The 13,512-nt window shown below is 55.0% G+C and carries 16 protein-coding genes; 1 reads left to right on the top strand and 15 read right to left on the bottom strand.

What is annotated here, in order from left to right:
* Positions 1-71: 71 nt before the first annotated feature.
* Entirely contained in the window at positions 72-428 is a 357-nt protein-coding gene (locus ABVS15_RS06905) for a TnpV protein (RefSeq protein ID WP_369283004.1), read from the bottom strand.
* Between ABVS15_RS06905 and ABVS15_RS06900 the strand changes: the two genes are divergently transcribed.
* Positions 427-1,302, top strand: a complete 876-nt coding sequence (locus ABVS15_RS06900) for a hypothetical protein (RefSeq protein ID WP_369283003.1) — start codon at positions 427-429, stop codon at positions 1,300-1,302. The two genes, ABVS15_RS06905 and ABVS15_RS06900, sit on opposite strands and share 2 nt — an antisense overlap.
* On the opposite strand, the gene ABVS15_RS06895 is transcribed toward ABVS15_RS06900, so the two are convergent.
* From ABVS15_RS06895 to ABVS15_RS06830, 14 genes are all read right to left on the bottom strand, one after another.
* Entirely contained in the window at positions 1,228-1,446 is a 219-nt protein-coding gene (locus tag ABVS15_RS06895; protein ID WP_369283002.1) for a transposon-transfer assisting family protein, read from the bottom strand. The genes ABVS15_RS06900 and ABVS15_RS06895 overlap by 75 nt on opposite strands.
* Before the next feature lie 2 nt (positions 1,447-1,448).
* Positions 1,449-2,747: a hypothetical protein gene (locus ABVS15_RS06890; protein WP_369283001.1), complete on the bottom strand. Its 1,299-nt coding sequence runs from the start codon at positions 2,745-2,747 to the stop codon at positions 1,449-1,451.
* A gap of 2 nt (positions 2,748-2,749) precedes the next feature.
* A complete protein-coding gene (locus tag ABVS15_RS06885) occupies positions 2,750-3,520 on the bottom strand; it encodes a DUF3849 domain-containing protein (protein WP_369283000.1) in 771 nt (256 codons plus the stop codon).
* Positions 3,521-3,522: 2 nt separating this feature from the next.
* Positions 3,523-6,021, bottom strand: a complete 2,499-nt coding sequence (locus ABVS15_RS06880; RefSeq protein ID WP_369282999.1) for a YodL domain-containing protein — start codon at positions 6,019-6,021, stop codon at positions 3,523-3,525.
* A 36-nt stretch (positions 6,022-6,057) separates the two neighbouring features.
* Positions 6,058-6,735 carry a hypothetical protein gene (locus ABVS15_RS06875; RefSeq protein ID WP_369282998.1) on the bottom strand — a complete coding sequence of 226 codons (678 nt, stop codon included), beginning with the start codon at positions 6,733-6,735 and terminating at the stop codon, positions 6,058-6,060.
* Positions 6,736-6,750: 15 nt separating this feature from the next.
* The gene (locus ABVS15_RS06870) at positions 6,751-7,164 is read right to left on the bottom strand and encodes a prepilin peptidase (protein ID WP_369282997.1); all 414 of its coding nucleotides are present in this window, start codon (positions 7,162-7,164) and stop codon (positions 6,751-6,753) included.
* The gene (locus ABVS15_RS06865) at positions 7,164-10,331 is read right to left on the bottom strand and encodes a hypothetical protein (RefSeq protein WP_369282996.1); all 3,168 of its coding nucleotides are present in this window, start codon (positions 10,329-10,331) and stop codon (positions 7,164-7,166) included. Before ABVS15_RS06865 ends, ABVS15_RS06870 begins: the two co-directional genes overlap by 1 nt.
* The gene (locus ABVS15_RS06860; RefSeq protein WP_369282995.1) at positions 10,328-10,813 is read right to left on the bottom strand and encodes a hypothetical protein; all 486 of its coding nucleotides are present in this window, start codon (positions 10,811-10,813) and stop codon (positions 10,328-10,330) included. The genes ABVS15_RS06865 and ABVS15_RS06860 overlap by 4 nt, the downstream gene beginning before the upstream one ends.
* 23 nt (positions 10,814-10,836) lie before the next feature.
* Positions 10,837-11,319 (bottom strand): DUF4320 family protein, encoded by a 483-nt coding sequence (locus tag ABVS15_RS06855; protein WP_369282994.1) that lies wholly within the window; start codon positions 11,317-11,319, stop codon positions 10,837-10,839.
* 43 nt (positions 11,320-11,362) lie between these two features.
* The gene (locus ABVS15_RS06850; protein WP_369282993.1) at positions 11,363-11,572 is read right to left on the bottom strand and encodes a hypothetical protein; all 210 of its coding nucleotides are present in this window, start codon (positions 11,570-11,572) and stop codon (positions 11,363-11,365) included.
* Positions 11,573-11,673: 101 nt separating this feature from the next.
* Positions 11,674-11,883 (bottom strand): hypothetical protein, encoded by a 210-nt coding sequence (locus ABVS15_RS06845; protein ID WP_369282992.1) that lies wholly within the window; start codon positions 11,881-11,883, stop codon positions 11,674-11,676.
* Positions 11,884-11,981: 98 nt separating this feature from the next.
* The gene (locus tag ABVS15_RS06840) at positions 11,982-12,191 is read right to left on the bottom strand and encodes a hypothetical protein (RefSeq protein WP_369282991.1); all 210 of its coding nucleotides are present in this window, start codon (positions 12,189-12,191) and stop codon (positions 11,982-11,984) included.
* A gap of 101 nt (positions 12,192-12,292) precedes the next feature.
* Positions 12,293-12,490, bottom strand: a complete 198-nt coding sequence (locus tag ABVS15_RS06835; protein ID WP_369282990.1) for a hypothetical protein — start codon at positions 12,488-12,490, stop codon at positions 12,293-12,295.
* Between the two features lie 108 nt (positions 12,491-12,598).
* Positions 12,599-13,504 carry a hypothetical protein gene (locus ABVS15_RS06830; protein ID WP_369282989.1) on the bottom strand — a complete coding sequence of 302 codons (906 nt, stop codon included), beginning with the start codon at positions 13,502-13,504 and terminating at the stop codon, positions 12,599-12,601.
* Between the last annotated feature and the right edge of the window lie 8 nt (positions 13,505-13,512).

Genomic DNA, 13,512 nt, shown 5'->3' with positions numbered 1-13,512 from the left:
TGTGCTTTCCGGCAAAGAAATACCGCCCGAAACAGGTTCTTCCTGTTCGGGCGGCGCTGCCGGTTCTTCGTTTAGATGTAGATCAGCTCGTGGAGTATCACTTCCTCCGCCTGCTGACGCAGGCTGTTCATATGGGCCGTCCAGGCCATCTGGTCGGCTTTCTTGTCCGGGGGCGGATTCTTCTGCGTCAGTCCGGCCATCAGCTGCTCCATACGCCGGTTGGCTGTTTCCTCCGTTTCCCACAGGTGGGGGTACAGCTTCTCGCTCAGAAGAAGGGAATTGTAGGATATGGCCCGGTGCTGCTTGAGAAAGCTCCGGCGCAGCCTGCCATACTTGCCCAGGGTCGCGTTCTCTGCTCCCGGCTGGGGTGTCAGGGCCAGATTGGGCAGCAGATAATCCCCGCTGCGGCTGTAAATGAGATCGTTCATGCTCGTCGCTCCTTTCGGCATCCAGCGCCTGATTCACCGCGCGCTGGCGCTCGTATTGTTTAATGACTGCTCCAATTTCCCGCAAAACCTGCTGCGACAGATCACTGACCGCCGTGCCCAGCGCAGAGACCGCCGAAACGGTATTAAAGTCGAAAATGGGCTGAAAGTCCTCGTCCTCAAAATAGGCGTCGGTATCCAGTCCGCAGCGGGACATCAGGCTGTAGGCTACGCTGACGGTGGCGGCTGCCCGGAACGATACGCCGAGATTATATTCGTCGAAGTCCTCCAGAAAGCTGCCCTCGGCGCTGTAGCCGATTTCGCGGTCGTTATCCTCATAATACTCCCGGACGAGCTGGGTGGCAATGTTGTAAAGGGCATCATTCAGATTGCCCTCCACGCCGTCGTAATTTTGGGAAAGCGCCGCCATGACCGGTGCTTCATGCTCCGGGCGCATTTCCCAAAGATAGGGTCTGCGGGCGTTTTCATGGGCCGGTTCGGTATCGGAAATGTCGAACACATATTTCAGGCGGGGGCGTTCACCGCTGTCGTCAATGAGGGCGATGCCTCTGGAGCCGCGCCGCACCCAGCGGTGCATAGGGTCATTCCAGAGCTCAATGGGCGCGCAGGCCGTGGCTTCCGGCCGCTGGGAATAAATCATGAGCTGTTCTGCAAAAGGATATTTGTACAGGCGGGCGGCGGTGTCCAGAAAGCGGGTCCATTCGGCGCGCTGCCGTGTAACCTGCTCGGCCTGCCGCTCCGCCATTTGTGCATAGAGTTGAAATTTGGTCGCCAAAATGAATCACACCTCCTCGTCAAAATCATCGGTTACTGTAAGGTCGAGAGCATCGAACGCTTCCTCGCTCATGCCCTCTAAGCGGGAAAGCACCTGGAGCGCCAGCTCCCGCAGCTCCGGCTCCTCCATATCGGGCAGGCTTTCATGGATAGCGCTCATCAGTCTGCCCCGGCCGGTAACATGATAAATACACATCAAATTTATTTCTTCTATGGTAAAATCCATCTTCATACCTCCCGTTCATTGTCGCGTTTGGGTGCTGTTTTAGGGGAATCCTGTCCCTGTGCCGCCACTTTTTTGCCCTCCTGTAGCCGGGCAAGGATGGAGGGCTTCTTGCTTGCACCCGGCTCATTTTTTTCAGGCAGCTTCCGCTGCTTTGCCAGATAGTCGGCCAAGCGCCGGTGCAGCCGGTCCGCTTGAAGCCCAAGCGCAGAGGGTTCCTGCGCGTCCGGGGACGACTGCACCAATTCCTGCAAATGCGCCAGAATATATCCGGCCTCCTTGCTCCCGGCACTTATATGGTGCGTGTCCTCGGCAATCGCCTGTTTGGCTGCCTTTGTGTCAAAAACCGGATTGGCGGTATCCTCAATTTCAAGCTCCGCCCGGTATTCCCACGGTGCAAACGCCTCTAAAATCACATGGTATTCTTTCGCCAGTGTTTCAGCCTCCCGCAACAGAAGCATTTCCCCACGGGGAACCTCTGCATGTAACTCCCGCTGTCCTTTTCGGATAGAAAATGCCGTGCTGTCAAAGGGCAGCGCATCCAGCAGACGGGTGAGCTGTTCGGCATGAAAGGTATTGGCGACAAAGGAAGGCAGTTCTACGGAGAAATGCTGCTGATCCGGGCTGTTTGCCTCAGAAAGTTTTCCGAAAGACTCCATGATTTTTTCGGAATAGTACGATAGGCGCTCATCATACAGATTGCTGGTATGAAGCCACAGGTCGCCGGGCTCGGCTTCCAGGGAGCGGACTACATACTGCCGGTTCAGCAGCTCCTCCAAAGCATGGGTGTCGGCTGGCTCATGACGCCAGTATTTCATTTCCGGAAGTTCCTGGGGATAGGCTCTGTCAAATTCCTGTTTTGACATAACGGTCTGTGCGCCGTGGTCATAGGCGTCTGTGAGAAACAGTCGCATAGTCTGGTAAGAGAGCGCGTTTTCCCGGACAAATGCCCCATATGCCTGTAAGTCAATTTCAAACAGGCTGCCCATCAGTTTTCCTTCCTGAACGCCCGTTACCTCAACGGCATAGGCCAGCTTGCGTTCATGGTTCGCTCCATTCGCGTGATACTGAACGCCGTTAAAGCCCCGTGTGTCCTTTAAGAACACATCGCGTTCGCTGTAGCAGTCGATTCCGGCAGGATAGGATATCCAGATCAGGGTTTTCTCGGTGGGATCGTCCATTTGGGCCGTCCGCTTCATCTGTCCGATACTGATGCCAAGATCATTCTCAAGATGCCAGGCCGTATTGTTTCGGGCTATGTCGTCCAGAGCTTTTTGCAGGTCAATATTCTCAATTTGAAGCACGATCACACCTCCCGTTCACTGTCGCGTTTTGGCGTTGTTTTAGGGGAATCCTGCCCCTGTGCCGCCGCTTTTTTGCCCTCCTGTAGCCGGGCAAGGATGGAGGGCTTATCTGCGCCCTCTCGGTTTGCCGGCAGAGCTTCCGGTTCCTCCGGCTCAGCGTTTTGACAGTAATCCAGATAATAGCACACATCAAAGCAGCCGTCCGAGAGTGTAGCGTCAGCCACCGCCTCCGTCTGCTCCAGCAGGTGCAGAATGCTCTTTTGATGGGCCGCAATGAAATCCGCGCCGCCCAATTCGGGAGGGAGATCATCAAAACCCATAATCCAGTTCCCCTGCGTGGTGTTCTGCGTTCCCTCCTGAACGATATGCTCCGCAATCCGCTGGAGGCTGCTTTCCAGCTCCAGCAATCGGGACAGGAAGCCGTCCAGAACAGTGGGGTGAGAATTCAGAATATAGAATTCCATGTCCTTATGAGGTAGGGAAAAACTCTTTGCCCATTGCTTATGCGCGTTGGAATAACGTCCATCATACTCATGCTGCTGAACAAGGTGCGCCAGCACCCAGGAAACACGGTGCAGACCGTATTCGGAAACCGCAGCCTGTGCGGCGGTTTTCAGGTCATAATGGTAAAGTTCGTAATTGTTGTCGGATATGGCCTGGTCAATAGCCCCGGCACAAGCGCAGTTACGCTTTTTACTCTCCCGGTATTGCGGCAATTCGCCATTCTGACGCGCGGTGTCCACCGACTGCGTATATACCTGATCTTCGTACATCTCTATACCTCCCGTTCACTGTCGCGCTTTGGCGCTGATTTGGATGTGTCCATGCCCTGTGTCGTCCGTTTGCCCTCCTGTAGACGGGCCAGAATGGAGGGCTTCTCCTTTCGCTCAGACAGGGGCTTTTCCCGGTGAACGGCGTTTGCAAGGTCGGTCAGGGAAATCTGCCCGCCCGCCTTGACGGTGGCCTCCAGCTCGGCAACACTGGGTCCGGAGCGTTCTTCCGGGGTATTCCCAGGTTGGGAATAGGTCGGCTGCTCCTGGGGCCGGGTCTCCGCACCGAGAAAAGCGGTCAGCGCGGCAAAACCGAAGCTGTCCACATAATGGGAGGTCACTTCCTCTCCGCGCCGCAGGACAACGATATCACTGACAGACAGCGAGCGCATATCCTTAGCCGCAGGCCGGTCGTCCCGATTGTGAAGCTCAAACAGCTCCTCCAGCTCGGTATCGGCAGGCAGGGGTGCGGTGTACACCAGCTTATAATGGTTCCGCTCCACGGAAAGGCCGTCCTGTTCCAGCTGCTTGAGAGAACTGAACCGGTGAAAGTGCAGCGCATCGCCGTCCTTGAGCTGGTAAATACCGTAGCGGTCGCCGGTGCCGTAAAGCAGTGCCCCCTCACGGGAACCCTCACTGTCGAGTGCCTCCTGTTTCATCCGCTCAAATTCCCGCGATGCCTGCCATTCCCCGGCCTCTATGCCGAAAATGCCGTCATGCCCGGTGATTTCCTCACGCTCGAATACCATCGCCTCGGTATTGTCCGGGTGCAGCATATAAATGGTGTGGTCGGCGTCGAACAGCTCCAGCGCCCGCTCCGTCAGGAGTGGAAGCATGGCGGGGTCGGTATAGCCGTATAAATCCCGTTCCGACAGACCGATAGCAGAATCAGGCGGAACGTCCTCCGGCTCCGTGCCGCTCTGCTCCGGTTCGGGTATTGGTTCTTCCTCCGGGATTGGGTCGGGTATCTTCTGGAACTGCGGTTCCGGCGCGGTATCACGATTCGGCAAAACCGGTTCAGGAGCGGTACGGAACACCGGCGCGTCTTGTGTGGCAGAGATGCGCATATCCGAGGTGCGCGCGATTTTCTCAATGCCTGCCCTGACCGATTCCGGCATATTTTTATCATAGAAGGTCACGCTGCGGTCGGGGTCAATGTGCGCCACCGTAACGTAATCGCCGTTTTGCTCCTCCAGCCGGTTCCACACGGTCAGGCCGTTGCCCATATGCCCATAGCCCAGGGCATACTGCTTTTCCGGTTCTTTTTCGCTTTCGGTCTGAGGCGGCCCCGGCTGGCTGTATTCGGCCGCTTCCAGAAACGGGCGGTTTGCGCCGTGGACAAGCAGGGAGCGGACGACCTTTTCCGTGGGGAGTGTCAGTTCCGCCGCCAGCTCCGGTGCCATAAACAGCACATCGCTCTCCCGGACAGCAACCACCTGCACCGGCTTCACCGCGTTTTCCAGATATACCAGTTCGCCGGGCGTCAGCCGGGCAAGGGCAGCCAGTGCCGTCTGTTCACCATATTCCTTTTGGGGGAGCGATTCTGTGGCGGCAACGGCGCTTCGCTCAGTGGCAAGGTTAATGCCGCGCTCGGCGGCCAGCTCCCGGAATCGCCGGTCAATGCTGTCAATGAGCGTCACCGCCGTTTTGCGGATAACATCCAAAGAAGCGCTCAGCTCCTTTAGTTCCCGGCTCTTGCTCCATTCGGCGATATAGCCCAGGCTGTTGGGAGAGGTTTCGATACCGTAATACTGGCAGACGGTATAGGCTACACTCTCGGCCTCAACCTCCTTGGTGCGGTCGTCCTTGGGTTTTTCGTTCTCGTCCGGCTCCGGCTGTAACGTGCCGTCATGGAGTACGGCATGGGTGATTTCGTGGACGATGGCGGCAACAGTCTGGATTTCGCTCATGCCCTCCCGGATACGGATGCCCACACCGTATTCGCACTCGCCGTCCTGCTCGGGCGGGAACGCTTTGAAGGAGATGGGCAGTGGGGAAACGGCGCGCAGGGCTTCCATAAACAGCTCGTAATGACGCACGTCCCCGCTCAATTCCTCCGCAAGCTGAAGCTCCGCCAGAGGCTTTCCGTCCGTCTGTGACAAATCAAACACAGGAATGGCCTTGAATCGGGGAATGCGCAGCTCTACCTCCTCCGTAACCGGCAGGCCGTCTGTGCTGAGAATAGGCATATGGGTGTCCGGGTCCATTTTCTGCCGTTCCTTTTTCACGGTAAAGGGTGTGGGAGCCAGTATTTTGATGCCCTTTTCCCCCTTTTTGACATACCGGCCGAACTTGCTCTGCCAGGTCTGGAAACCCGCGACGAGAGTAGCGTCCGGTTTCTGCATATGAATCAGCAGCACATTGCGGGTACTGTACCGGGGGAAACGGGCGAGGGTTTGCAGATAGGACATATATTTTTCGCTGGTAAACAGATCCTGCATCCCGGCCTCCAGACGGCCGATGATTTCCTTGACCTGAGATTGTGTATTGCCTTTTTCCGCCATGCGTGGCAGCCTCCTTTCATGAGAAAGGCCCGAAGCCTATCGCTCCGGGCCAGCTTTTTCGGTTTGCCTGGGTGTAGCGGCCTGCGCGGCGGCGGTACGCTTGGCCTCGGTCAGCCGCGCAGCAACAGAGAGACGCTCCGTATCCTTCCGGTTCTCCAATGCCGCCAGCCTTTCCTTTGCCCACGCGGGCAGCCTGCCGGGGTCGGCGATTCCGGCCACGTTTTGGCGCTCCCTGCGGCAATGTTCGCCGGTGCACAGATTGTTGCAAAACACGGCGCTGCCCCGTGCGTCCGGCCTTGCGCCGTTTCCACCGGTGACAACAAAAAGCTGATGATCCGGGGTTCTGGCATAGGCCGCCAGCGATTCCGGTTTCAGCACGATGATCTGACCGGCATAGTCCCTGCGGTCGCTGCCGGAAATGCAGTCTGCGGCGGTGAGGGGAATATGGCCGACGCCCCTTCGGGCGCGCTCCGCGTCCACCCGCTGCACCTGCTCCCGCAGACGGCTCGTGAACTCGGTCATGATCTCTACATAGTTGTCGCCGATGAGCGCGTCACTGTACACGTCCATGCTCAGCGGATTGTCCCAGGTGCAGTCGCACACCATGAAGGGCATTTCAGCCCGCTGATCCTCGGCAAAAATGATTTCCCGGCCGCCGATATGGATGGTGGTGATCACCTCATAGCTTTCAATCATGCGCTTCTCTTTCTCCATGAAAACACTCCTTTCTCAAATCAGGTAAAATACAAACAGCACGGCGGCATACCCAAACACGCCGACGCATAGAAAGACCGCCAGCGGTATGCTTCTTTGCCGGGTCACTTTTGCATACACACAGGCCGGAAGCAGGGCAAGAAATAAAATTGCGGCAAGGGAATACAGTCCGAACGCAAAGCCCATAGCCGCCGTCAGCTTGATATCGCCGCCGCCCACACCGCCGAATTTCACGGCAAGCAGCAAAAGGCAGAGCCCCGGCAGCAAGAATCCCGCAATTCTTTCATACAGAGCCGGAGCAGGCAGCAAAAAAGCGGATATTACCCCAAGAACAAGAATGACAATCCATGTCCAGTCGGGAATGATCCGCTTTCTATAATCAGATACCGCCGCCCACAAAAGGGGGACGGCATATAGCAGTAGAAGCATCAGTCCGCTGTAGTGATGTCATCGGAATACATGCTGTCCACTACCCGGATTTCCAGCTCCCCGCCGGTCAGCCATTTGGACAGGGTTCCGCCCGGCGTATGCACGTCGGTCACCAGCAGCTGTGCGATATAGTCCGTGTCGTCAGGGAACCAGAGAGGCAGGTACTGTTTCCGATAAAGGAAGGGAGAAGCGGGATTCTCCGCAAAGATAAATTTGCCGTCCTCTTTGACAAGGGGAATGGCGGTATCATAACGGTATTCCGGCAGATAAAGCTCCGCTGTCTGCGGGGCGGTAATCAGTTCCGGCTTGTCGTAGTTGGTACGAACAGAGGGTGTAACCGTAATCGAATAGCCGTACCCGGACTTTAAATAGCCCTGTTCCTTTGTGGCATATTCCAGCGTAGCGCTGACACTTAACTCGGCGTAGTATTCATGCCAAACAAACTTGCCGCTTTCATAGCGCTGCTCCCACCAGGTCACACGGGACTGTTCGGTTCGCTGGGGTGGGTCGGGCAGAGTCTGACTTTCCTCCGGGGTCTCGTAGACGATATTTTCAATGACCGCCTGCTGCGTGTACACGTTGTTATCATCGGTGCTTTCATTGTTCAAAGCTCCGTCCGGGTTGATGGTGGCAATCAGGGTAATGGCTTTATCGGCCTGCACATCGGGGGTATCCCAGCGCAGGGAAACCGTGTTCCATGTATCCTTTTCCATGACAATGGCCGTCAGGCGCTTGGAAAAGGACAGCTCCGGGATTTCAAATAAAACGGTCACATTCTGTCCCGGCGCAAAATCAAGGCTGCCCTGATTGCCCACCTTAATGGTGGTGACAACGGACTGGTTTTCCTTGTAGCGGTCGGGAGTAATGCGCTGCACATCCAGATCGTAAGGCTTTTCCAGCACCATGATTTCAGCGGATACCCGGTTGTTGGCCGGATTTTCGTCGGTATATCCGTCAGGCGGGGAGATTTCAGTCACGATATACAGCGGCTCACCCTTGGCCCCGGCTGTGGCGGTAACGGTATAGGATTTTTTCTCATAGGCGGTAAAGCTGGCCGTATCCGGCACGGAGGAAACCCGCTGGCCGTTGATGGTCACGGAAAGAGGCACGTCCGTCAGCGTCTTGCCGGTGGAATTGGCAAAGTATACGGTGAAGCTATAGCCATCCCGTTCATAGACCGTGGGCGGCGTAGACAGATTCGTCCACACATCACAGATTCTGGTTGGTGAGGGAATGGGATCGCCGGGGTCATCCGGTGTATCGGGCGTGTCAGGATCATCCGGATTGTCGGGTAGGTCAGGATTATCAGGATCATCGGGAGTATCGGGAGTGTCCGGATCGTCCGGGGTATCTGGCGTATCGGGAATATCCGGTGTATCCGGCTTTTCCACAACGGTTATGGTGGTCACAGCCGTATTGTTCACGGGATTCTCGTCTGAAAAGCCCTCCGGCGTGTCCACATAGGCCCACAGGTGGTAAACCTCCCCGGCACTGCCTGCCGTTCCGGTCACAGTATAGGTCTTGGTTTCGCCCGGTGCAAAATCCGCTGCTTTCGGAATTTCCGAAAGGCTCTGCTCATTGTTTGTACCGGACAGCGGCACATTGTTCAGGCTTTCCCCGGATTGATTGGTGAAGCTGACGGTAAAGCTGTATTCCTCCTGTTCATAAACCGTGGGTGCGGCCAGAATATCCGCCAGCAAATCACAGCTTTCTTTTTCGTCAGGAGGCTGGTCGGGCGGATTATCCGGATCACCGGGATTATCCGGGTCGTCCGGTGTATCCGGCGTATCCTCCGGTGTCGGCTCCGGTTCGGGGTCAACGATTTTTATAACCGCCGTGGCGGTGTTGTTTTTCAGATTGCCGTCCACAAAGCCCTCCGGTACGCCGATATTGGCCCACAGCTGGATTTCATCCGCAGCCGTGTCCGCCGTGCGCTTTATCGTGTAGGTCTTGCTCTGATTGGGGGGAAAGTCCTGCATGGCGGGGATTTCTTCTATCGGAAACTCATCTATGGTTCCTTTCAGAGGCACATCATAGGCGGCGCTTTCTCCGCTGTTCATATAAATGACCGTAAAGGAATAATCTGCGCCGCGGTTGACCGTCGCGGGAGCGCGGATCACCACCGACAGATCATTTCCCTTGGTGGATTCAAACTTAAAATAGAAGTCGGCGGCGGGAATCTGATAATGAATTTTCTGTGTGATTTCCGTCTGTGTCTTGCTTTCTCCATCGGCATATTCTGCACTGTCCGGGGTGTAATCCCATTCCAGTCCCAGATAGGAGAAGTTTCTGGAAAGAGAAATATCGTCCTTATGAAAGGTGACGGAAGTGGTCTGGTAAGGGTATAACAGCTCCGGTACGCCCTTATCCTGGGCGGTGAGGGTTCCGTAGATTTCCTGTTTTTCCTCGTCACACCAGGTCGCTTCCACTTCAATGGGAACGGGAGCCTGATAGGAAAGCTCCGTATTTCCCATGGTCTCAAAGGCAATGACAGTCTTTTTTGTCCAGCCGAAGCGGGTGGTCAGCTCCTCAAACTCCGTATCGGTATCATAAATGCCGTAAATATCGCCGTTCGCAATGTTATGGATTTCCACCACAAGGCTCCCGCAGAGCGTGTAGGTGCCGCCGTCCTGCCTGCCGATCCATCCGGCAATGCGCGCCTGCTCATCGTCCGCCACGGTATTGGCGTTTACCATGTCGATGTGCTGCGGCTCCGGGAAGGACACAAGCTGTGTCTCGCCGTCATAGATTTCGGTGATGTTCATACCGATGGTGCGGTATCTGGTGTCATAGGTGGCTTTGACCTGAAAGACCACATTAACTGTAACGGTCATGACCGCACCCTCGTCGGTTTTGGCGGTGACGGTATAAGGGCCGCATTTTTCCTTGCTTTCGATTCCAAGGACATACTCGGACGGGATCATGCGCCAGCCGTCCTCGTATTGCAGTTTGATTTCCGTCAGCGTCCCGGTGGAGGCGGTGACGGAAATGGGGATTTCAGCCGGGAACTGTTCCACGGCCACTACACCGCTTTCGTCTGTCAGGCTGTCAATGGGGGATGTGACTTCGATATGAATATCACTGTCCGTTGCCGCAAATGCCTTTGTGGGAAAGAACAGGCAGCACAAAAGCATCAGCGGCAGGATGAGCAAATTGTTTCGTTTCATTCCAAACCTCCTTCTGTTGTTTGGGTATTGACGCTGGATATGGTAAACGGAAGCCGTACCTCTCCGGTTAAGAAGCTGAACACACTGCGGGAGACGATTTCCCCGGTCAGCGTCAGCCGGGGCGGGCGTTCCGTCACCAGAATTTCTTTGATTTCCAGCCGGTAATTCCATTCGGTTCCGACATATTTGTTCAGCTGTGCGTCCAGCCCCATGCTGTCATGGAGATACGCATACAGTTGGGTCTGCGCTTCCTCCGTATCTAACAGGGCATAACCGTCCCTGCGGTATTCGTCCCGCATAGAATATTCCACGGCGCTGTTCACGCCGCGCTGGAGGACATATTCCACCTGCTGGTACAGGCTTTCCATGCGGAAATACTCCATCAAGACAGCCGCCAGGGTCAGAATGAAAAAGATCAGAATCAGAAGAAACACAAAGGCGTCGCCTCTGCGGTTCTTTAAAATGGGCCGTATGTTTCCCACGGTGTTTTCCTCCTTTCCGGCGCTCACGGTGAGAGCTTCCAGTATTTTTCCGACATTCCGGTGATGCTGACTTTCATGGGGATTTTAATTTCCACGGGCGGGGCAAAGCTGGGAGTAAAGATGGTAAAGGGGTACTCATAGGTCATGGTGACGGTAAAGGTGTCCCGCAGCTGGATTTTCTGATCCGCCTGATAGGTAACGTCCTCCACTGTCATTTCCGGCAACAGTCCGGTTTGCAGTTTCAGCCGGTAAAAGGTATCGTAGGCCCGGTCGGAAACCTGTCCTTCCAGTTCCACGACGCGAACAACACGCCGGCAGACGTGATTTAAGTTTAAGTAAGTCGTAAAAATGCTCAGAAAGCTGATGACCGTCACCATAAGGGACAGTACCACCAGCGTTTTAATAATCAGATCAAAATAGCTGCTTCCATTTCGGTCGGAAAGCTGCTTAGAAAAGGGAAACGGGGGAGAAAATCTCCCCCGCCTGCCCCGGTGCCTGCTGTTCATTGGCTTTGCACCTCCTGTTTGCACAAATGGGCTGCACAGCTGTTTATCTGATCAGCCCGGTGATTTTGGATACGATTTTGTTCCAGATAAGAGAAATGGAATCCTGATAGAGCACCATGAAAATAGCGCCCACCACGACAACAATCAGCACCACGATAAGCCAGCCGGTCATCTGGTCGCCGCTGGGGTTCGTCAGTGCCTGGTGCGCTTTCATCGCTGCCAACTGGATTTTGTTCTTCATAGATTTCAACATGGTAATACCTCCGTAAATTTGATTTTTATTTTTGAAAAGGGATACGGGAGGGAGCTTGCGCCCCCTCCCGTACTGCGGGTTGTTCTGGCCGTCAGCGGATATTAGCTGAGCAGGCCGGTGATTTTGGATACGATGCTGTTCCAGATGGTAGAGATGGAATCTTGGTAGAGGGTCATGAAGATGGCTCCCACCACCACAACGATCAATACGACGATGAGCCAGCCGGTCATCTGGTCGCCGCTGGGATTGGTCAGTACATTGTGCGCTTTCATCGCTGCCAACTGGATTTTGTTTTTCATAGACTTTAACATGGTAATACCTCCGTAAATTTAATTTTTGTTGTTGGAAAGGAAAAGAGGGAGCCTGCGCCCCCTCCCGCACTGTGGGTTGTTTTGGCCGTCAGCTGATATTAACTGAGCAAGCCTGTGATTTTGGACACGATGCTGTTCCAAATCTGCGTGATCGAGCCCTGGTAGAGGGTCATAAAGACCGCACCGACTACGACGACAATCAGTACCACGATGAGCCAGCCGGTCATCTGGTCGCCGCTGGGGTTCATCAGTGCATGGTGCGCTTTCATAGCTGCCAACTGGATTTTGTTTTTCATAGACTTCAACATGGTAATACCTCCATAAATTTGATTTTTGTTTTTGAAAAGGGATAAGGGAGGAAGCCTGCGCCCCCTCCCGTACTGTGGGTTGTTCTGGCCGCCAGCGGATATTAGCTGAGCAGGCCGGTGATTTTGGACACGATACTGTTCCAAATCTGTGTGATCGAGCCCTGGTAGAGGGTCATAAAGACCGCGCCCACCACGACGACAATCAGCACCACGATAAGCCAGCCGGTCATCTGGTCGCCGTTTCGGTTTGCCAGTGCGTTCCTTGCTTTCAAAAAGGCGTTGGTCAGGTGCTTTTTCATCGAATTGCTTCTCCTTTCTGTGAAATGGTTGCTTGCGTTCTTGATACTCTGCATGTGTTTCCCTCCATAAAAATGTATTTTGAAAAGGGGATTCCCCCGTTTTCACGGTTAAAAAAGTCCTCCCATGGAGCGCATCAGGTGGGAGCCGATGACATAGAACAGGCTGATCACCGTAATGGCCACAAGGGGGATACTGGCGATTTTCACCCGGCGCGGCAGACTGTCCAGACGCTTTCTCAAGGCTTCCTTGGCCTTGATATCCATATCCCGCGCCAGATAGGAAAGCGCTTCGCCCTGATGCTCTCCCCGGTGCAGCCCGATTAAGGCGTTCACCAGAAAGGAAACCTCGGTGAGCCCCAGGCGCTGGTTAAAGTTTCTCAGGGCGGCTTCGATGTTCTTTGCTTTCATTTCCGTCACCAGAATGGCCACATCCTCCCGGAAGGCGTCGCTGGCAACCTTTAGATAGTCCTCAAATATCTGAATGAGATCCGCCTGCACCACCGTCCGGCCGCCGTCATGGCGGCTGTCCTCCAGGCGGTACAAGATGGAGCGGACAAAACCGGGAAGCTCCGCTTCAATGTTCTTTTTCTTTTCCTTCATCCGGTCGTTCAAATCTGTGGTGAAGTGACGGAATACCACCAGTGCCAGCAATGCAATCAGCGGTGCCAGCTTTCCGGCTCCCAGCAGGAGAAACAGCAGCGCGAGGGGCAGAGTCAGCAGGGCGCACACGGCGGCTCTGGCGTAATACTCCTTTGGCGTCAGGACAGAACCACCCCGCCGCAGCATAGCGGCCATGCGCGCCTCCTTGACCGGATCAAGGGGAATAAAACGGGAAAGGGGTCTTGCAAGAGGCAGAATAAACCGGTTTAACATCCGGTTTCCCGCCGCCTCTTTTTCCGGCTGCAAGTGCTTTAGGTTCTTTTTCATGCTCAGCTTCGGAATTTTCAGAAGCTGCCTGCTTATCAGAACGCCTGCCGCAGTCAGCAGAATCAGGATAATTACTTGATAAAACATGGCATCCC

Origin of the sequence: Oscillibacter sp. GMB15532, assembly GCF_041020825.1 — a bacterium.
Taxonomy (GTDB): domain Bacteria; phylum Bacillota; class Clostridia; order Oscillospirales; family Oscillospiraceae; genus Oscillibacter.
This window is presented reverse-complemented; position numbering and strand designations above follow the sequence as displayed.